The 19,216-nt window shown below is 48.0% G+C and carries 17 protein-coding genes and 1 pseudogene; 8 read left to right on the top strand and 10 right to left on the bottom strand.

Annotated features, from left to right (window positions below; all coding sequences use genetic code 11):
- Position 1 precedes the first annotated feature (1 nt).
- Positions 2-724 carry a pentapeptide repeat-containing protein gene (locus tag ACTHTS_RS08785; protein ID WP_070588197.1) on the top strand — a complete coding sequence of 241 codons (723 nt, stop codon included), beginning with the start codon at positions 2-4 and terminating at the stop codon, positions 722-724.
- Between the two features lie 282 nt (positions 725-1,006).
- On the opposite strand, the gene ACTHTS_RS08790 is transcribed toward ACTHTS_RS08785, so the two are convergent.
- Complete coding sequence (locus tag ACTHTS_RS08790) at positions 1,007-1,948, bottom strand: ABC transporter ATP-binding protein (RefSeq protein ID WP_070588198.1); 942 nt, start codon at positions 1,946-1,948, stop codon at positions 1,007-1,009.
- 15 nt (positions 1,949-1,963) lie between these two features.
- Positions 1,964-2,854: an NUDIX domain-containing protein gene (locus ACTHTS_RS08795; protein WP_440369807.1), complete on the bottom strand. Its 891-nt coding sequence runs from the start codon at positions 2,852-2,854 to the stop codon at positions 1,964-1,966.
- Positions 2,855-2,974: 120 nt separating this feature from the next.
- On the opposite strand from ACTHTS_RS08795, the gene ACTHTS_RS08800 reads away from it, so the two are divergent.
- From ACTHTS_RS08800 to hrpA, 4 genes are all read left to right on the top strand, one after another.
- Positions 2,975-3,559, top strand: coding sequence for a beta-class carbonic anhydrase (locus ACTHTS_RS08800; RefSeq protein ID WP_049336840.1), 585 nt, complete (start codon positions 2,975-2,977; stop codon positions 3,557-3,559).
- 18 nt (positions 3,560-3,577) lie between these two features.
- Complete coding sequence (gene nadD / locus ACTHTS_RS08805; RefSeq protein WP_003749340.1) at positions 3,578-4,183, top strand: nicotinate-nucleotide adenylyltransferase; 606 nt, start codon at positions 3,578-3,580, stop codon at positions 4,181-4,183.
- A gap of 58 nt (positions 4,184-4,241) precedes the next feature.
- Positions 4,242-4,628 carry a ribosome silencing factor gene (gene rsfS / locus ACTHTS_RS08810; protein WP_002246503.1) on the top strand — a complete coding sequence of 129 codons (387 nt, stop codon included), beginning with the start codon at positions 4,242-4,244 and terminating at the stop codon, positions 4,626-4,628.
- 108 nt (positions 4,629-4,736) lie between these two features.
- A complete protein-coding gene (hrpA, locus tag ACTHTS_RS08815; RefSeq protein ID WP_254324132.1) occupies positions 4,737-6,131 on the top strand; it encodes an ATP-dependent RNA helicase HrpA in 1,395 nt (464 codons plus the stop codon).
- Between the two features lie 91 nt (positions 6,132-6,222).
- Here hrpA and dcm read toward each other — a convergent pair whose 3' ends face one another.
- From dcm to ACTHTS_RS08830, 3 genes are read right to left on the bottom strand one after another with little or no spacing between them, the layout of a single operon-like run.
- Positions 6,223-7,176: a DNA (cytosine-5-)-methyltransferase gene (gene dcm, locus ACTHTS_RS08820; RefSeq protein ID WP_070631767.1), complete on the bottom strand. Its 954-nt coding sequence runs from the start codon at positions 7,174-7,176 to the stop codon at positions 6,223-6,225.
- Positions 7,164-8,606, bottom strand: coding sequence for a protein NO VEIN domain-containing protein (locus ACTHTS_RS08825; RefSeq protein WP_070631763.1), 1,443 nt, complete (start codon positions 8,604-8,606; stop codon positions 7,164-7,166). Before ACTHTS_RS08825 ends, dcm begins: the two co-directional genes overlap by 13 nt.
- Positions 8,603-9,646 (bottom strand): DNA cytosine methyltransferase, encoded by a 1,044-nt coding sequence (locus ACTHTS_RS08830; protein WP_440369808.1) that lies wholly within the window; start codon positions 9,644-9,646, stop codon positions 8,603-8,605. The genes ACTHTS_RS08825 and ACTHTS_RS08830 overlap by 4 nt, the downstream gene beginning before the upstream one ends.
- A gap of 167 nt (positions 9,647-9,813) precedes the next feature.
- Here ACTHTS_RS08830 and ACTHTS_RS08835 point away from each other — a divergent pair.
- From ACTHTS_RS08835 to ACTHTS_RS08845, 3 genes and pseudogenes are all read left to right on the top strand, one after another.
- Positions 9,814-10,191: pseudogene (locus ACTHTS_RS08835) on the top strand (ATP-dependent helicase); the annotation flags it as partial.
- A 17-nt stretch (positions 10,192-10,208) separates the two neighbouring features.
- Positions 10,209-11,786 (top strand): phosphoethanolamine transferase, encoded by a 1,578-nt coding sequence (locus ACTHTS_RS08840; protein ID WP_440369835.1) that lies wholly within the window; start codon positions 10,209-10,211, stop codon positions 11,784-11,786.
- Between the two features lie 65 nt (positions 11,787-11,851).
- On the top strand, positions 11,852-14,806 hold the full coding sequence (locus ACTHTS_RS08845; protein WP_440369809.1) for a DUF3418 domain-containing protein: 2,955 nt from the start codon (positions 11,852-11,854) through the stop codon (positions 14,804-14,806).
- Positions 14,807-14,838: 32 nt separating this feature from the next.
- On the opposite strand, the gene ACTHTS_RS08850 is transcribed toward ACTHTS_RS08845, so the two are convergent.
- The 5 genes from ACTHTS_RS08850 to ACTHTS_RS08870 form a co-directional block, all read right to left on the bottom strand.
- Complete coding sequence (locus ACTHTS_RS08850) at positions 14,839-15,930, bottom strand: XRE family transcriptional regulator (RefSeq protein WP_049359309.1); 1,092 nt, start codon at positions 15,928-15,930, stop codon at positions 14,839-14,841.
- A 15-nt stretch (positions 15,931-15,945) separates the two neighbouring features.
- Positions 15,946-16,590, bottom strand: coding sequence for a hypothetical protein (locus tag ACTHTS_RS08855; protein WP_049359311.1), 645 nt, complete (start codon positions 16,588-16,590; stop codon positions 15,946-15,948).
- A gap of 282 nt (positions 16,591-16,872) precedes the next feature.
- Positions 16,873-17,643, bottom strand: a complete 771-nt coding sequence (locus ACTHTS_RS08860; RefSeq protein ID WP_070624676.1) for a ParA family protein — start codon at positions 17,641-17,643, stop codon at positions 16,873-16,875.
- Positions 17,644-17,710: 67 nt separating this feature from the next.
- Positions 17,711-18,340: a 16S rRNA (guanine(527)-N(7))-methyltransferase RsmG gene (gene rsmG, locus ACTHTS_RS08865; protein ID WP_440369810.1), complete on the bottom strand. Its 630-nt coding sequence runs from the start codon at positions 18,338-18,340 to the stop codon at positions 17,711-17,713.
- An 82-nt stretch (positions 18,341-18,422) separates the two neighbouring features.
- Positions 18,423-18,917 carry a hypothetical protein gene (locus ACTHTS_RS08870; RefSeq protein WP_070712209.1) on the bottom strand — a complete coding sequence of 165 codons (495 nt, stop codon included), beginning with the start codon at positions 18,915-18,917 and terminating at the stop codon, positions 18,423-18,425.
- Positions 18,918-19,216: the final 299 nt, after the last annotated feature.

Consider the following 19,216-nt stretch of genomic DNA (forward strand, 5'->3'; position numbering starts at 1 on the left):
TATGTTGGTGAATAATGATAAAAAAAGATACAGCTATAACAATATTGATACTAGAAATAAAAAATTTATCCATAAAAATTTTAATAAAACCACTAGCTACCACTCTAACTTTTCCCACTCCAAATTTATCAATGCCTCTTTTATAGGTGCTAAATTTAAATTTAGTTCACTATTTGGCTCTACTTTTGATAATTGTTACTTAAGGGGAACACTATTCAGAAAATGCAACTTAAAAGAATGTATCTTTAAAAATTGTATTATATCATCCTCCTTATTTGAAAACAGCAAACTAGAGAGTTGTTATTTTGAGAATTGCAAAATTCTTAATTCCCCATCATTATCAAATGCTATTTTGCATAATAAAGAAAATATTACTAATGAAATCCTAGAACAGTACCCTCAAGAACATTGTTTCAGTAAACAATTAATTGAAGAGGTTAAGTTACTAAAGAAAAATGAATTCATTCGTAAATCTTCTATTTTGCATTTAAAAAAACAACGGATAGAAACAGTTTCACTAAAAGTTCTCGTAGAAGAGTTTGGTGAAGAATTCTTAATTAATAACCTAAAAAATCTGAATATTATGGTAACTCGCAATTTTTCATCGCTAAGTTACATAACCAACATCTTGAAAAAAATACAGAATAATGATAAAAAGGAATTCCTCGGCTCCACTACGCTTGATATTCCAAAATTGACTGATGAATGCTCGTCTACGGACTGATGCGAGGTTAAGGCTTTCATTTTAAATATGTTGATGGAGGGATTGCCTATGGTGATGGATTGTTTTACTGTTTTAAGTTTTGTTTCATTAGTTGTTTACAAAATTATGTTGAACGTCAATATCAAGTGGTCTAGTGGGGTTCTAATAGCAAGCATAGGTTGGGTCAAGACCCAACAAAACCGTTAAATCATCTGTTTTGTGTTAGATTTTCAACCCAAGTTACCAAAAGGCCGTCTGAAACTTAATTTTCAGACGGCCTTTTTCTTTTTCAATCCATCAAATTCAATCAAACCAAACAATCTGACTTTCATCCACGCTGATGCGGATTTCCTGTCCGGTTTGCGGTTTGTCTGTATCGTGGTCGGCGTGGGGATACCAAATCAAATCGCCGTATTGCGGATGGGCGAGGGTAAGGCGTATGCCTTCGGCTAGGGGGACGGCTTCGCTGATGCGGACGGCTGTGCCGTTCGGGTCGAATCGGATGGCGTGTTGGGGGATGTAGCGTGTGTCGCCGGTGTTGGCCAAACCGAGCAGCAGGGCGGCTTGGGCGTTGACGGGGCGGCGGATAAGGGTTTCCGGCGTGCCGTGTTGGAGGATGCGGCCTTCGTGCATGATGGCGATGGTGTCGGCCATGGTGCAGGCTTCCTCGGCGGAGTGGGTCACGAGGATGGCGGGGATGTTTTGGCTGCGGATGCGTTCGGCGGTCAGGGTGCGCAGGTGGCGGCGCAGGTGGGTGTCGAGGCTGGAGAAGGCTTCGTCTAAGAGCAACAGCGACGGGCGCGTGATTAGGGCGCGTGCGAGGGCGAGGCGTTGCTGTTCGCCGCCGGAGAGGCTTTCGGGTTTGCGTTGCGCTTCGTGTTCCAAACCGATGTCGCGCAAGGCATGCATGGATTGTTCTTCGATTTCGGCTTTGGGCAGACGGCGCATTTTGAGGCCGAAACCGACGTTGTCGAGGGCGGTTAAATGCGGCAAAAGGGCGTAGTCTTGAAACATCAGCGAGATATTGCGTTTTTCAGACGGCATGTCGGTGATGTTGTCGCCGTTGAGCCAGACTTCGCCGCTGTCGGGACGCACTAGGCCGACGATGGTTTTGAGCAGGGTGGATTTGCCGCAGCCGGAGCGGCCGAGTACGGCAAGGATTTCGCCTGCTTCGACGTTTAGGTTGATGTCTTGGGCAACGGTTTTGCTGCCGAAGCGTTTGTTGATGTTTTTGAGTTGCAACATGGTTTCAGACGGCCTTTAAAAATAGGGTCGGCAACGGATGCTGTCGAGCCATGCGGACAGCGGATGTTTGGGGTCAATCAGGCTGTATCGCCGGCAGGCTTCGATCGTGACCAGCTGGGCATCGTGCATCATGTGTCCGCCCAACATGGCATCGAGCAGGGTGGGGATGTCCATCAGTTCAAAACCGGCGACTTCGCCGTCTTGGTTGGCGGGTTGGAAGCCTTCGGGCAGGACGATGTCGAAGATATGCAGGATTTCGTTGTGGACACCGCGGTTAACGGGGCGCAAACTATATATTTGGGCGGTCGGTCGGATATGGGGTGTCAGAGAAGCGGGAATGCCTGCTTCTTCTTCGCCCTCGCGGCAGACAGCTTCAGACGGCCTCTCGCCGCTGCTGATGCCGCCGCCGGTCAGGTTGTCGAGTTTGTTTGGATCGACGGCTTTGTGCGGACTGCGGCGGCCTATCCAAAAGTGCAAACCGTCTTCTGTTTCGACCAATCCGTTCAAATGAACTGCCTGACTCATCAGGCCGAACGGGCGGAAGGCGGCGCGCTCGAGTGCGCATAAAGGCTTGCCCGACTGGTCGCAGATGTCGAACTTTTCACCGCGCCAACCCTTGAGCCAACCGCACTCGCGCCATTGTTGCGCCAGCGTTTGCAAACTGTCGCCCATCTGAGCCCAGCTGTCGGTTTTCAAATTCAGGCCGTCTGAAAGGGTTGATTGCCTGCCTGTCCAATCTTGCCTGAGGCGTTCGCGCCATAACGGGTTCAGACGGCCTAAAGGCAGACCGTTGAGATACAGAATGCACCAATCGTCGGATGCGCCATAGCTGGTTTGCGCCCAATCCCACAATGCGTCGTGGACATCGGACGCGAATACCTGTTCAAAACGGAAAGACTGAGACATGGCGCATCCTCCAAAAGAACTAAAGATACGTCGATTTTAGCCGTTTACGGCGAATTTGCAAAACAACCGCACTACCCGAAAACCGCTATAATAGAGTAAACCATCCGAAACGAGCACATCATGAGCGAATTGAGCGAAATCCTCGCCTATAACCAACATTTCGTCGAAACGGGCGAATACGAAAAATACTTTACCAACAAATACCCCGGCCGCGAGCTGGCCATTCTTTCCTGCATGGACGCACGCATTATCGAACTGCTGCCCAATGCCTTGGGCTTGAAAAACGGTGACGCCAAGCTCATCAAAAACGCCGGTGCGCTGGTGACCCACCCTTGGGGTTCTGTGATGCGCAGTTTGTTGGTCGCCGTATTTGAACTCAAAGTCAAAGAAATCATGGTCATTGCCCACCACGATTGCGGTATGCGCGGATTGCACGCCGAAGAGTTCCTCCAACGCGTACACGACAGCAATATCCCCGACGACCGCATCGAAACCCTGCGTAATGCCGGTATCGATTTGGACGGCTGGCTGACCGGTTTTGACGATGTTGAAGACAGCGTGCGCCATACCGTCGAGCTGATTCGCAAACATCCGCTGATGCCCGACAATATCGCCATCCACGGCCTGGTCATCCACCCGACCACTGGCAAGCTCAACCTGATTGTTGACGGCAGCCTGCCTGCTTCAGACGGCCAAAACATCTAACGCAGACACCACTACGAAATGAAAAACATCGGATTATTCGGCGGCACGTTTGACCCCATCCACAACGGCCACCTCCACATCGCCCGCGCCTTCGCCGACGAAATCGGTTTGGATCTTGTCGTCTTCCTGCCGGCAGGCGACCCGTACCACAAAGACAGCACGCGCACGCCGGCACAAGAGCGCCTCAATATGGTTGAACTCGCCATTGCCGACGAACCGAAATTCGCCGCCAGCGACTGCGACATCGTCCGTGACGGCGCGACCTATACGTTTGACACCGTCCAGATCTTCCGCCAGCAGTTTCCCGGCGCGCAACTGTGGTGGCTGATGGGCAGCGACAGCCTGATGCAGCTGCATACATGGAAAAAATGGCAAACCCTCGTGCGCCAGACCCATATCGCCATCGCCATGCGCCAAGGTGACAACCTCAACAAAACCCCGCGCGAATTGCACGCATGGCTTGGCGAAGCACTGCAAAACGGCAGCGTCCGCATCCTCAACGCGCCGCTGCACAATACCAGTTCCACCCAAATCCGTGCCAATCTCGCCAAAACGCACCATTCAGACGGCCTGCCACAACCCGTCGCCCAATACATCCGCCAACACAAACTCTATGAAAAATAGCGTTTATTCAGGCAGATAAGCTATAATGCCGTCTGAAAACATTTCAACTAGGAAAACAATGAACGAACAAGAATTGCAAGACCTGCAAAAAATGGTCGAAGTGGCCGTAAACGCCCTCGAAGATATTAAAGCCAAAGACATCTCTGTTTTGGAAACCCAAGACAAAACCTCCCTGTTTGCCCGCATGATTATTGCCAGCGGCGACAGCACACGCCAAGTTAAAGCACTGGCGAACAACGTTGCCGTCGATTTGAAAGAAGCCGGTTTCGAAATCCTCAGCACCGAAGGCGACAGCGGCGAATGGACGCTCGTCGACGCAGGCGACCTCGTTGTCCATGTCATGCTCCCTGCAGTGCGCGACTTTTACGACATCGACACCTTGTGGGGCGGAGAAAAACCGAGTTTCCACGCCGGTATGCAAAAACCTTGGCACGCCGCCGACTAAAACGGTTTATCCATACAAAGGCCGTCTGAAACTTGAAAGCAAGCAAGTTTCAGACGGCCTTTTGCTATAATTCCATTCTTTTCACATTATTTAATTTATTGCACCATCATGCCGCAACCCGATTTCGCCCAAACTCTCTCCAAAGACCGCCATTTTCTGCGATCTGCCTTTAAAAACCCCAATAAATACGGCGGCTTGGCCAAGGTTGAGGAAAAATACAAAAAATCGCACGATCTCTATCTGCAACGCCTGTCCAAACTGCCCAAGCCCGAATTTGACAACACGCTGCCCGTTCACGAAAAACTCGACGAAATCAAAAAAGCCATTGCCGAAAATCAGGTAACGATTATTTGCGGCGAAACCGGTTCGGGCAAAACCACGCAGTTGCCCAAGATTTGTTTGGAACTCGGGCGCGGGGCGGCAGGATTGATCGGGCATACCCAGCCGCGCCGTTTGGCCGCGCGTTCCGTAGCAGAGCGGATTGCCGAAGAGCTGAAATCCGAAATCGGCAGCGCGGTCGGCTATAAAGTACGCTTTACCGACCACACCTCGCGCGATGCCTGCGTCAAGCTGATGACCGACGGCATCCTGTTGGCAGAAACCCAGACCGACCGTTATCTCGCTGCCTACGACACGATTATCATCGACGAAGCGCACGAACGCAGCCTGAACATCGACTTCCTCTTGGGCTATTTGAAACAGCTCCTGCCGCGCCGCCCCGATTTGAAAGTCATCATCACCTCGGCAACGATAGACGCAGAACGCTTTTCCCAACACTTCAACGGCGCGCCTGTGCTGGAAGTAAGCGGACGGACGTATCCCGTCGAAATCCTCTATCGACCGCTGACCAGCAAAGATGAAGACGATGCAGAAGTAGAGCTGACCGACGCGATTGTCGATGCAGCCGACGAATTGGCACGCTATGGCGAAGGCGATATTTTGGTGTTCCTGCCGGGCGAACGCGAAATCCGAGAAGCCGCCGAAGCCCTGCGCAAATCTACACTGCGCCGCAACGACGAAATCCTGCCCCTGTTCGCACGCCTGTCGCACGCCGAGCAGCACAAAATCTTCCACCCCTCCGGCGCAAAACGCCGCATCGTGTTAGCAACAAACGTCGCCGAAACCTCGCTCACCGTGCCGGGTATCAAATACGTCATCGACACCGGCCTCGCGCGCGTCAAACGCTATTCCGCACGGGCAAAGGTGGAGCAGCTTCATGTCGAAAAAATCTCCCAAGCCGCCGCCCGCCAACGCTCCGGCCGCTGCGGCCGCGTCTCCGCAGGCGTCTGTATCCGACTGTTTTCAGAAGAAGATTTCAACAGCCGCCCCGAATTTACCGACCCAGAAATCGTCCGCAGCAACCTCGCCGCCGTCATCCTGCGCATGGCATCACTGAACTTGGGCGACGTAGCAGCATTCCCGTTTTTAGAAATGCCCGATTCGCGGTATATCAATGACGGTTTTCAGGTATTGCTGGAGTTGGGGGCGGTGGAGGCAATATGATTTCAAACAACCAGAAAAAGAAATTACACAAAAAATACCGCTTGGAAAATAAATTTCAGATGGTATTTTGCATTTTTAGACTGGCTGAATACTACACAATTTCTGCTAACGCATTGGCAACGTGCCACATCAATACAGGCGGTACAGCATTGCCAATTGCCCGATATTGACGATTATCTGACACGCTGTCAAATTGAAAATCAAGCGGAAAAGATTGAATATTAGCGGCTTCACGCGGTGAAAATCGGCGATACCGTTCGCCAATCATCAATACAGGGTCTGTGCCATTCAAACTCACTTTTGCCAAATGTGCGCTAATCGTATTGCATGGCTGTTCAATATTTTGTACGCGCCCTTTATTCATTTTTTCACGCACACGCAACATACCCTCTACCGCTTTAGGGCTGAAAAACCATTTTTCATCAAGATTAGCTTGTGCATCCAATGCGAATTTAAGCGGTACTTTTTCAGGCAGCATAACAGGAAATTGAAATTTGAAATAATCGTCAAAATCCCGAAAACCCACCATAAAAACACGTTCGCGCTTTTGCGGTACGCCATATTCAGACGCATTCAGCAATTTATAGTGAATGTGATAACCAGCTTGTTCAAATTCACGCAAAATCATCGGAAAAGCCTGTTTATTATTTGCCGATAACAAACCTTTTACATTTTCCGCAATAAAAAATCGAGGTTGTTTTTCCTTTAAAACTTTAACCATTTCAAAGAATAACTTACCTTTTTCATCTTTATAACCCAAACGCGGCGGATTTTGCGCCACAATAGAAAACGATTGACACGGAAAGCCCCCCAGCAAAATATCATGGTCAGGCAATTCATGTGCCACAATATCGCGAACATCTTTCAATTCAGCATGATGCGTAAAATTGTCGTTGTAAATTTTAATGGCGTAAGGGTCGTTATCGGCAGCATATACAATTTCAAATGGTAATTTGGCGTAGTAGTGCCCTAAATAATCAAATCCACCCAAAATACCTTTATCCATGCCACCGCAACCGCAAAATAGGGATGTTACTCGGAGCATGATACCTCCAACAAAGGCTGCCACTTGCCAGCTTGCGGTAAAAATTCAACCATCCAATGGCTGTCAATTTTTAATAAATTCTCACGATATTTTTTCGCAGGATTTTGAATAATAAAAATATTTTTGCCTGTCTCATTCATAACTAGATAATAAATAAAGTAACTGTCTCCCAAGGTTTCCGCGCTATCCCATTCATTTGGCGTTAATTTAAAGCGATTGCTGTTAATTGCCTTTTTAGAGCGCGTACTTTTCACTTCAATGTATCGTTTATGCTTTTCAATTTCAATACTTTGCAAATCATAACCTACACCCAAAGGCGTTGGGATTTTGTTAATCAAATGTTGGCGGTTGGATTGACCTTTGGTACGTAAATATTCATGCGCCAAAATCAAAGTTTCGCCATAATCGCCAAAAATTTTGGTAGGTAACAATTCTTTACCTTGCATTTTGGCGTAATATTCTTGTACTAATACAGAAATATCTGCTTGTTCCGCTTGATTTAATGACGGAGAAAATTCTGCGATATTGTCAAATTGGTTCACATAATCAAACCATTGTCGTTCTAATGCCCTAATTTCAGCATTACTGATTTCTTTTTGATAATAAAAACAATTGTATTGGTTGAAATAAGCTGTATTTTGCAAATGGCGATTGATTAAATCTGGATTATCCGTATTCAAATAATAGTAATAGTGTGTTCCCTTTGTTTTCAATAAATTAGCCAAAACCATATAATCTAAAATATCGCCAGCATAACGATAGACATCACTAGCAGATGGATAATTACCGTTTATCTTTTTTAATTGCTCATATTCATGAGAGTATTTAATTTTATTTTCTCTATTTTCAATAATGTGCTTGGCAACATCATGTGCTGTTTTGCTATGTTCAGCCGTTACGCGCAAATCAAAATAGGCGCATTGCGTTAATTCTTCGGCGGTTAAACTAAATGGCTTATCGCTTAATTCGCAGGCCGCCTGAAAAATTTGCAAAATAAATTTACACGGCTGAAATTGAATGCCTTTTTTGATCTGTTCAATCACTGCATGATTTTTATTGTGTCCTGCTGGGTATTGAAAAGTGTATAAAAAATAATTAAAAAATTCATCAAGATATTGATTTTCAGCCAGCCTTTTTGCCATGAGACTGGGAAATAATTTTCCTGTTTCGGTTTCTTGAATAAAAGAAAATAAGGCAGCAATTTCAGTGCGCCAATTATCGATGGTTTTTTGTTTAGCAGTTTGATTTTTACCAAAATTTCTCAAAACCGCATTTAATTGTTCGTTAAATTCTTTTTCAGGCAGCGTGTTCAAATCAGAAATAGAATTGGCAACGTACAATAACACTTCTTCTACATTACTTTTAAAACGTGGGCGAATATGATGTAAACGGAAAAAATATTCATCAGGAATTTGATAAATTTGGCTCATAAAAATTCTTTCATTTTCAATGCAATCACTTTTGCCAACATAGGCGGAACAGCATTGCCAACTTGTTTATATTGACTGGTTTTTGTCCCTAAAAACACAAAATCATCAGGAAACGATTGAATCCGCGCACTTTCGCGCACCGTTGGCACACGGTTAAATTCATAATGGAAATGGTGGCGGTGTCCTGTATCAATCGTAAAACTTGGTTTTTGGCTGTTTAAGCGTGTCCATGCAATATTGACGTTTCTCGTTTGGCGCAAATGTTCAGGTAGGCTTTTGTAATTGCCGCCATCAGGTACGAGTGCGATAATTTCTTTTGTTTTATCATTATGTTGAGTGATTTGATGATTAAACAAGCCAGTTGCATTTTGGCGCATCATGTGTTGATATTCGCTGCTGCCTAAAAGTGGATAAGCCGCGCCATCATCAACCGAATAATCAGGTAAATCAGAAATGGCTTGTTTTACAGTAACATATTGATTAACCGTTTGTTTGGGAAAATCAAATGTTATGCCATTTTTAAATCCCACAAAAAATGCGCGTTTACGATTTTGCGGTACCCCATAATCAGAAGCCATTAAAATTTGACTTTTGACGATATAGCCTAGTTGCTCAAAATCTTGAGTAATTTGTTGTTTAATCGCTCCTTTTCCCATTGACATTATATTAGGGACATTTTCCATTAGAAATGCTTTGGGCTGATAAAAACGGACAAAATCCACAAACGCTTTATAAAGTTGATTGCGTTCATCATCAATCATGCGTTTGCCGGCGATAGAAAAACCTTGACATGGTGGCCCGCCAATAATCACATCTATTTGTTTAATTTGAGTTTGTTGGGAGATTTGTTCGGGTGTGATGTTGAATAAATCGGCGACAATGCCTTGTGTGCCTTTGTGTGTGGCGGTGTAGGTGGTAATCGCGTCTTGCCAATAATCTATGCCCAATTTGACATCAAAACCAGCTTGAATAAAACCGAGCGATAAGCCGCCACAGCCGCAAAATAAATCTAAAACAGTAGGTTGGTGTGTGTTATTCATCATATTTTCAAAAATAAGATTTCAGGTGGCCTGAAAAAGCAGAATTATAACTTAGGATAGAACAAATACCGTCTTAAATATTGCTTTAAGACAACATTATCTGTTATTTTTCAGGCAGCCTAAAAGCCCCAAAACCGCACTATCAATTAACCCCTATTGGCAAACAAATGGGTCAACTACCAATTGACCCCAAAGTCAGCCGAATACTGATTGCTGCACAACAAAATGGCTGCATGGCAGAAATATTGGTGATCGCGTACGCGCTGTCGATTCAAGATCCACGCGAGCGGCCGCTAGAGGCGCGCGAGGAGGCAGCCAAAGCACACGAGCGTTTTACCGACAAGCAGTCTGATTTCCTTGCCTACCTGAACATTTGGGACAGCTTCCAGCGCGAGTGCGACAAAGACTTATCCAACAAGCAGTTGGTGCAGTGGTGCCGCCAATATTTCCTGTCGCACCTGCGGATGCGTAAGTCGCGCGCGATTGAAATGGGTTTAACCACCAAGGAAGCCGCTTTCAGACGACCTCCCGAAGTCAGGCAACTTTTATTGTGAAATTTCCCATTATGAAAAAATCCCTTTTCGTTCTTTTTCTCTATTCATTTCTACTTACCGCCAGCGAAATCGCCTATCGCTTTGTATTCGGGATTGAAACTCTGCCGGCAGCAAAAATGGCGGAAACGTTTGCGCTGATATTTGTGATTGCTGCGCTGTATCTGTTTGCGCGTTATAAGGCTTCACGGTTGCTGATTGCGTTGTTTTTTGCGCTCAGCATCATTGCCAACAATGTGCATTACGCGGTTTATCAAAGCTGGATGACGGGCATTAATTATTGGCTGATGCTGAAAGAGGTTACCGAAGTCGGCAGCGCGAGCGCGTCGATGTTGGATAAGTTGTGGCTGCCTGCGTTGTGGGGCGTGGCTGAAGTCGTGCTGTTTTGCAGCCTTGCCAAGTTCCGCCGTAAGACGCATTTTGCCGCCGATATTGTGTTTATTGCGGCGATGTTGCTGATTTTTGGACGTTCATTCAGTACGACGCAGGAACACGGTATTTCGCCCAAGCCGACATACAGCCGCATCAAAGCCAATTATTTCAGCTTCGGCTATTTTATCGGGCGCGTATTGCCGTATCAGTTGTTTGATTTAAGCAAGATTCCTGTTTTCAAACAGCCTGCGCCAAGCAAAATTGGGCAGGGCAGTGTTCAAAATATCATCCTGATTATGGGCGAAAGCGAAAGTGCGGCGCATTTGAAATTGTTTGGCTACGGACGCGAAACTTCGCCGTTTTTAACCCAACTTTCGCAGGCCGACTTTAAACCGATTGTGAAACAAAGCTATTCCGCCGCTTTGATGACGGCTGTGTCCCTGCCCAGCTTTTTCAATGCGATACCGCATGCCAACGGCTATGAGCAAATCAGCAGCGGCGATACCAATATGTTCCGCCTCGCTAAAGAGCAGGGCTATGAAACGTATTTTTATAGCGCGCAGGCGGAAAACGAGATGGCAATTTTGAACTTAATCGGTAAGAAATGGATAGACCATCTGATTCAGCCGACGCAGCTTGGCTACGGCAACGGCGACAATATGCCCGATGAGAAGCTGTTGCCGCTGTTCGATAAAATCAATTTGCAGCAGGGAAAGCATTTTATTGTGTTGCACCAACGCGGTTCGCACGTCCCATACGGCGCATTGTTGCAGCCTCAAGATAAAGTATTCGGCGAAGCCAATATTGTGGATAAGTACGACAACACTATCCACAAAACCGACCAAATGATCCAAACCGTATTCGAGCAGCTGCAAAAGCAGCCTGACGGCAACTGGCTGTTTGCCTATACCTCCGATCATGGCCAGTACGTGCGCCAAGATACCTATAATCAAGGCACGGTACAGCCCGACAGTTATCTCGTGCCGCTGGTGTTGTATAGCCCGGATAAGGGCGTGCAACAGGCTGCCAACCAAGTTTTTGCACCTTGCGAGATTGCCTTCCATCAGCAGCTTTCAACGTTCCTGATTCACACGCTGGGCTACGATATGCCGGTTTCAGGTTGTAGCGAAGGCTCGGTAACGGGCAACCTGATTACGGGCGATGCAGGTAGCTTGAACATTCGCGACGGCAAGGCGGAATATGTTTATCCGCAATAAGCGGCGTGAAAACCAATAAAGACAAATTAAGATGATGTCGGGGAAGATGCCCGACCGACAAGACTATGCAAAATATGAAAAACCAAGTACGTGGATCAGGCATTGATGCACGGTCCAATCCAGCCAATGTTTCAGACGGCCTGCAAAACAGTTCGGGCCATATCGGTGCCAATACGCGCTACCGTCTGACCAAGCTCGGCGAACAAATGGCGCGCCTGCCCATCGACCCGAAAATCGCACGCATTTTGTTGGCGGCGAAGAAACACGACTGTATGGCGGAAATATTGGTGATTGCGTCCGCACTGTCGATTCAAGATCCGCGCGAGCGGCCGCTGGAGGCCCGCGATGCCGCGACCAAGGCGCATGAACGCTTTACCGACAAGCAATCCGATTTCCTTACCTACCTGAATATTTGGGACAGCTTCCAGCGCGAGCGCGATAAAGGCTTGTCCAACAAGCAACTGGTGCAATGGTGTCGTCAATATTTCCTGTCGCACCTGCGTATGCGCGAATGGCGTGAGCTGCACCACCAGCTTGCCCAAACCGCGATTGAAATGGGTTTGACCACCAAAGAAGCCGCGTTTAGGCAACCTCCTACCCAAGAACAATTAAGGCCGTCTGAAAGCCAAGGCGACCAAGATTTAGCGGCCAAACTCAAACAAAAACAACTGGATAAGAAGCAACACCGCGCCCAAATCCGCGCTGCCAAAGAAGCCGGCTACGAACAAATCCACCGCGCCCTGCTGACCGGCCTTATCGCCAACGTCGGTATGAAATCGCCCGACGGCAACGACTATACCGGCGCACGCGGCAGCCGTTTCCACCTTTTTCCTGCATCAGCCCTGTTCAAAGCCAAGCCCAAATGGGTGATGGCGGCAGAATTGGTTGAAACCACGCGCCTTTACGCGCGCGACGTCGCCGTTATCCAGCCCGAATGGATAGAGCAGGAAGCACCGCACCTCGTCCGCTATCATTATTTCGAGCCGCATTGGGAGCAAAAACGCGGCGAAGTCGTCGCCAGCGAACGCGTTACGCTTTACGGCCTGACCGTATTGCCGCGCCGCCCCGTGTCTTACGGCAAAGTTGCGCCCGAAGAAGCGCGCGAAATCTTTATCCGCGGCGCATTGGTGGCGCAGGAAAGCAATCTTCAGACGGCCTTTTTTGCCCACAATAAAAAGCTGATTAAAGAAATTACCGAACTCGAACACAAATCGCGCAAGCAAGACGTATTGGTCGATGACGAAGCCCTATTTGCGTTTTATAACGAACGCTTGCCCGAGTTGGTGTGGAAAGACGCGAAAGGCGGCGTTTGGGGAAGTGAAGAGGGCGGACAAACCCAGTCGGACAAGATAGCCGGACAAAACGGACAAGCAAACCAGCGCAACGCAGGACGTGTGGCGCAAGCCGCGCACGCGGATTTCAAAGATGCGGACAACCGCGAGCGTGAACCGAGTTCACATACCCTACAAAATGTTTCAGACGACCCCAAACCCAAAAAGCAGCCAGTATTTCAAAAAGGCCGTCTGAAACCTTTGCCCCTTGCCGATATTCGCACCTTTGAAGCCTGGCTCAAAACCGCCGAGCGCGACAATCCGCGCCTGCTGTTCCTCAGCCGCGACGATTTGATGCAACACGCCGCCGCGCACATTACCGAAGAGCAGTTCCCTAAATTCTGGCAAACCGCAGACGGCAAGTTCAAACTTTCCTATCGCTTCGAGCCGCACCACCCGCTCGACGGCGTGACCATGACCGTGCCGCTGACCGTCCTCAACCGCCTGCACGCGCCGTCGCTCGAATGGCTCGTGCCCGGTATGTTGCGCGAAAAAATCCAGCTGTTGATTAAAGCCCTGCCGAAGCAAATCCGCCGCATTTGCGTGCCCGTACCCGATTTCATCACCAAATTTCTCGAAAGCAATCCCGACCGCCAAGCGGCCATCATTCCCCAGTTGGCGCACTTTATCGCCAAAAGCGCCGGCGATATGCGGATTCTCGAGCAAATCGATCAAGACGCATGGGCGGCGCAAGAATTGCCCGAACATTGCTATCTGAATCTGCGCATTATCGACGACGGCGGACAAGAGCTTGCCGGCGGCCGCAAACTGCACGAGTTGCAACAACAACTCGGTCAAGCCGCCGCCGTTACCTTCCGCGACAACACCCAAGAATTCGAGCGCGACAACGTTACCGCATGGGACATCGGCACCCTGCCCGAATCCATCAAATTCGCACGCGGCAAACAACAGCTCACCGGCTATCTCGGCCTGCAAAGAGAAAAAGACGGCCGCATCGCCCTGCGCCTGTTTGACACTAACGAAGCCGCCGAACAGGCACACCGTCAAGGCGTGATCGAATTGATGAAGCTGCAATTAAAAGAGCAGGTAAAAGATTTGAACAAAGGCATCCAAGGCTTCACCCAAGCCGCCATGCTGCTCAAACACATCAACGCCGACACCCTGCGCGACGACCTTACCCAGGCCGTCTGCGACCGTGCCTTTATCGGCGAAGACGAGCTGCCGCGCAACGAAAAAGCCTTCAAAGAACAAATCAAACGCGCCCGCAGCCGCCTGCCCGCCGTCAAAGAAGCCCTCAGCCGCTACTTGCAGGAAACCGCCGCCGCCTACGCCGAACTGAACGGCAAACTCGGCAAACACCCGCTCACCCACCTCCTGCGCCAACGCCTGCAAACCCTGCTCGCCGCCGGCTTCGCCACCCGCACCCCGTGGGCACAATGGCCGCGCCTCCCCATCTACCTCAAAGCCATGACCCTGCGCCTCGAAAAATACAGCAGCAACCCCGCCCGCGACGCAGCCCGCGAAGCCGATATACAAGAGCTGGAACAAATGTGGCAGGAAAAAACCGACAGCTTAGTGAAACAAGGACTACCCATTTCAGACGACCTCGCCGCGTTTAAATGGATGATTGAAGAATTGAGGGTGTCGCTGTTTGCGCAGGAATTGAAGACACCGTATCCGGTGTCGGTGAAGAGGTTAATGAAGGAGTGGGAAAAAATTGGAAAATAAAAAAACAGCCTGAAACTTTTCAGGCTGTTTTTTTATTTAACTAATCGAAGTTTTCTATATCTATTTAAGTCCCTCTCAACTAATCCAAAAGTTAAATCAGCAACATCTTTGGGGGATACGTTTAAATTTTCAGCAATCTGTTCAATACCGATACCATCATTTTTTAAAATAGTAAGCATTTTACGTAATGCACTTGATATTTCCCTTTCCATTGGCTCTGGTTCGATAGTTCGATATTTTTTCTTTGCAAACAAAGGACAAAGGTTGTGTATATACATCCTATCGGTAATCATTCCTAATTTATGCATCCGATATGCTAAGGCAACAAGAGAAACACCAAATCGTCTTTTGATTTTTAATAAATTTTCAATAGTGATAGGAACATGACGATATAAGCGTAGTGCAGCCTCTGGCATTAAAAAAGCTGAAGCAAAGGCATTAGCTTCTTTTTCGATAATATCACGAGGTTCATCTGCAGTAATTTCACTATTTTTACTATGTTCCATACTGTATTTATCACGGATTAAGTGTCCCAACTCATGGGCAGCATCAAATCGACTACGTTCTGCAGATTTTTGTGTATTTAAAAATACAAATGGGTGATTCTCATACCAAGTACAAAAGGCATCAATATCCTTTGTATCTAGAGATAGCGAAAATACACGGACACCCTTAGCTTCGAGTAAAGTAAGCATATTTGTTATAGGTTCATTGCCCAGCCCCCATTCTAATCTTAGTTCCTGAGCAGCCTCTTCAGGAGGAATATCAGAAAAATCAGGCAATACGGCTTGACTTAGTGTAAATTCTGTCTCGAGCCAGTCATTCAACAAAAAAGCCGTAATGCTATGATTTAATGCTTGTTTTTCAAGCCTCTTTGAAGTGCGTGAACGGGCACGAAAACTTACTGCCTGAGATTTCAACTCAGGCAGTTTTTCGTCATTAGTAAAAAAATGAACTGGAAACTCTAATAAATTAGCTAATTCATTCAAATCAGGTATTTGCTCATCTTTTACATAGTTTCTTACTTGTCGAGCGGTAATACCTAATAATTCAGCTAATTTAGTTTGCGTAAAACCACGTTTATCGAGTGCAAATTCCAGTCTTTCACGATTAAATGTCTGCATGATATATCATTCAAATTACCCTGCTTTTTGTTTTCTTTCAACCAAAGGTTCATATTCTTCAACAGGCTGCTTACGTTCAATCTCATCAATTTTAGTCAAATCAACATCAGCTAATATAATTCGCTGTTTGTATCCAGTTATTTGATGACTAACAAAACCACTAGGTAAAGATAATTCAAGTTGCACTTTATTATATTCCCAGTGAAACAACAGAACCCAAAACTGAACAGTATCAGGTAAATCTAATTTTGAGTTACGAATAGCCTCCTCAAATTTCCTACCTTTGCTTGAGGTTGTCATTGGCATCCCATTATGCCTACCAACATCTGAAGTAGCAGTAGCTACAATAATACTTTTAGTTCGACATGGCGAGAGACATAGAAATGCACCTCCAGACCAAGGTTCAAGCGTCCAGCCATATTCACTTAAATATACCCTTAACGCAAGTGTAATTTCTCCCTGTCGGTAATTTCCCAATGTGTTTCTATCAGATAATGCTGCTTTGTCCTGAATATTATTATGCGCAGTAAGTACAATCTCTTTAAGTACTTCCTGAGATAAATACTTGCTGATTTTACTCAAAGCAATATCACTATCTTGTTGCTCAACTATTTCTCCTATTTCAAATGGGAAAGGTTCTGACAATGCGAATTCCACCATTATTAATTTCCTAATTTTATACGTAATATTTACGCAATATATCAGGAAATGTGAAAACGTACAACCATATCTATAAAGAAATTAATCAGTAGCTTGTCCAACTACATCCGTACCTTTCTATACCCCTACCTATGAATCATAAAGAATTTGAAATTTATGCGTAGGGTGTGTGCGGTACGCACGCACGCGGTCTTTTGAAAAAATATTCTTTCCAATCAAACCAAAGGCCGTCTGAAAGTACTTTCTACCTTTCAGACGGCCTTTTTATATTCATATTTCTGTTTATTTTTCCACCCGTGCAATCAGTTCATCGGCCAAGTCGAGATAAGCTTGGGTGCCTTTGGCGTGGGCGTCGTAGGCGAGGGCGGGGAGGCCGTGGCTGGGGGCTTCAGCGAGGCGGATGTTGCGGGGGATGACGGTGTCGAAGAGTAGGTTACCGAAGTGTTGTTTGAGCTGTTCGCTGACTTCGACGACGAGGCGGCTGCGGCTGTCGTACATGGTGCGGACGATGCCGGTTACGTCGAGGTCGGGGTTGATGGCTTGGCGGATTTTGCGGACGGTGGCCACGAGGTCGGAGATGCCTTCGAGGGCGTAGTATTCGCAAAGCATAGGGACGATGACGCCGTTGGCGGCGACCAGGCCGTTGAGGGTGAGCAGGGTCAGGGACGGGGGGCAGTCGATGAGGACGTAGTCGTAGTCGTCGGCAACGAGCTGCAGGGCGTTTTTGAGGCGGATTTCGCGTGCGATTTCTTGGACGAGTTCGACTTCTGCGCCGGCCAGTGTGCGGTTGGCGCCCAATACGTCGTAGCCGCCTTCTTTGCTGCGGACGACGGCGTTGGGAATGTCGGTTTCGCCGAGGACAACTTGATATACGCCGTTTTCGATGGTGGCTTTGTTGATGCCGCTGCCTGTGGTGGCGTTGCCTTGGGGGTCGAGGTCGACGACGAGGACGCGGCGGCCTTTGGAGGCTAGGGAGGCGGCTAGGTTGACGGTGGTGGTGGTTTTGCCGACTCCGCCTTTTTGGTTGGCGACGGCGAGGATTTGTGCGCTCATGTGCTTTGCTGTCGTGTTAAGTGTGGATGGCTGGATTGTACCGTTATTCGGTATGCTTGGGTTGTTTTCAGACGGCCTTTTTGAGGATGATGACGATATGGCGTTCGGCATTGAGTTGGGGGACGTGCAATGCTTCGACTTTTTCGACGGCGACGCTTTCGGGCAGTTTGTCGATTTCTTCTTGCGGATATACGCCTTTCATGGCCGCCCAGTAGCCGCCGTCTTTGAGGAGGTGTTCGGTCCAGTTGACGAAGTCGGCGAGTTCGGCAAAGGCGCGGCTGGTGATGACGTCGGCGCGGCAGTCGGCGGCGGCTTCTACGCGGCCGCTGATGACGCGGACGTTTTTAAGGCCGAGTTCGATGACGGCTTGTTGCAGAAAGGCGGTTTTTTTGGTGTTGGCATCGAGGAGGGTGATGTCGAGGTCGGGGCGGCAGATGGCGGTGGGTATGCCGGGCTGTCCGCCGCCGGAGCCGACGTCGAGCATGGTTTGGGCGTGTTCGATATAGGGCAGGAGGGTCAGGCTGTCGAGCAGGTGGTGGCTGACGGTTTGGGCGGGGTCGCGCAGGGCGGTCAGGTTGTAGGTTTTGTTCCACTTTTGCAGCAGGGCGGCATAGTCTAGCAGTTTGGCCTGTTTGGCTTCGTCGATGTCCAAACCCAGTGCCTGTATGCCGTCGCGGAGCTGTTGCGCCTGATTCATTTGTTATTCCTTATTGGTTAAAACGCGTTGGATGTAATGGTAACGGAAAGCATGCCGTCTGAAAATGTTTGTGCCTGTTGAATCAACGTTTCATCTTGTGAAAGACGATGGGCTGCTCCGGTGCGCGCGTGAGCTGTTTGGGCAGGGTCAGCATGGCGATGATCCATACGGAGAGGGTGTAGTAGAACACGCCTTGCCCGCGCATACCGGCCAATGCGGCATTGCCTAAGATGGCTTCAAAAATCAAACCTGCCGCCGCCGAGGCACACGCTGCGACACCGGCAAGGAAGATGGCGTAACGCGAATGCCGGCGCATCATTTTTTTATACGCCAGCTTGGTCAGTCCGCCGGCAATCGGCAGGTTGAGGAAGGCAAACATGCCGCAGACAAACCATGCGACGGAATCCTGCCAACCGCTTTGCCATGCCCACGCGCCGTCTTTGACCGTTATCAGCAGGCCTTGGCCGTCTGAAAAGGCGATTTGCACGATATTGTGCAATATCATCGCCAGCGGCAGGGTGAGGAACATCAGTGCGACCAATAGGGGGCGGTAGGGCTTTTCTTGTGTCAGATACATGGCGGTTTGCCTTGTTGTGGGATAAGTCGAAATGATAGCAGATTGGCGGTTGATTCACGTTTGTTAGCGCTGAAATTGCTGACAAAAACGGTCAATTAAAAAAGAAATGAAAAATTCTTTTTTCTTGGCAAACGTTGGCGGATAAAGGTTAAGAAAACGTTTTCAGACGGCCTAATCTCTTATTTTTATATGAACCGAACAGAAAATCTTTGCATTTCTCCGTAAAATCTACTAAATTCTCAATAACATATTATAAAGACCTGAAATCTGGAACCCAAACCGAAACTGCCTTCCGCCAT

It is taken from the genome of Neisseria sp. P0019.S003, assembly GCF_051957115.1.
In the GTDB taxonomy this organism is placed as follows: Bacteria; Pseudomonadota; Gammaproteobacteria; order Burkholderiales; family Neisseriaceae; genus Neisseria; species Neisseria flavescens_D.

Coding starts and splice junctions, on each gene's coding strand:
- ACTHTS_RS08845 (WP_440369809.1), top strand. CDS start 11,852: ATGCAAAATATGAAAAACCAAGTACGTGGATCAGGCATTGATGCACGG.
- hrpA (WP_254324132.1), top strand. CDS start 4,737: ATGCCGCAACCCGATTTCGCCCAAACTCTCTCCAAAGACCGCCATTTT.
- ACTHTS_RS08830 (WP_440369808.1), bottom strand. CDS start 9,646: ATGAATAACACACACCAACCTACTGTTTTAGATTTATTTTGCGGCTGT.
- ACTHTS_RS08855 (WP_049359311.1), bottom strand. CDS start 16,590: ATGGTGGAATTCGCATTGTCAGAACCTTTCCCATTTGAAATAGGAGAA.
- ACTHTS_RS08870 (WP_070712209.1), bottom strand. CDS start 18,917: ATGTATCTGACACAAGAAAAGCCCTACCGCCCCCTATTGGTCGCACTG.
- rsmG (WP_440369810.1), bottom strand. CDS start 18,340: ATGAATCAGGCGCAACAGCTCCGCGACGGCATACAGGCACTGGGTTTG.
- nadD (WP_003749340.1), top strand. CDS start 3,578: ATGAAAAACATCGGATTATTCGGCGGCACGTTTGACCCCATCCACAAC.
- ACTHTS_RS08785 (WP_070588197.1), top strand. CDS start 2: ATGTTGGTGAATAATGATAAAAAAAGATACAGCTATAACAATATTGAT.
- ACTHTS_RS08825 (WP_070631763.1), bottom strand. CDS start 8,606: ATGAGCCAAATTTATCAAATTCCTGATGAATATTTTTTCCGTTTACAT.
- rsfS (WP_002246503.1), top strand. CDS start 4,242: ATGAACGAACAAGAATTGCAAGACCTGCAAAAAATGGTCGAAGTGGCC.
- ACTHTS_RS08860 (WP_070624676.1), bottom strand. CDS start 17,643: ATGAGCGCACAAATCCTCGCCGTCGCCAACCAAAAAGGCGGAGTCGGC.
- dcm (WP_070631767.1), bottom strand. CDS start 7,176: ATGCTCCGAGTAACATCCCTATTTTGCGGTTGCGGTGGCATGGATAAA.
- ACTHTS_RS08800 (WP_049336840.1), top strand. CDS start 2,975: ATGAGCGAATTGAGCGAAATCCTCGCCTATAACCAACATTTCGTCGAA.
- ACTHTS_RS08850 (WP_049359309.1), bottom strand. CDS start 15,930: ATGCAGACATTTAATCGTGAAAGACTGGAATTTGCACTCGATAAACGT.
- ACTHTS_RS08795 (WP_440369807.1), bottom strand. CDS start 2,854: ATGTCTCAGTCTTTCCGTTTTGAACAGGTATTCGCGTCCGATGTCCAC.
- ACTHTS_RS08790 (WP_070588198.1), bottom strand. CDS start 1,948: ATGTTGCAACTCAAAAACATCAACAAACGCTTCGGCAGCAAAACCGTT.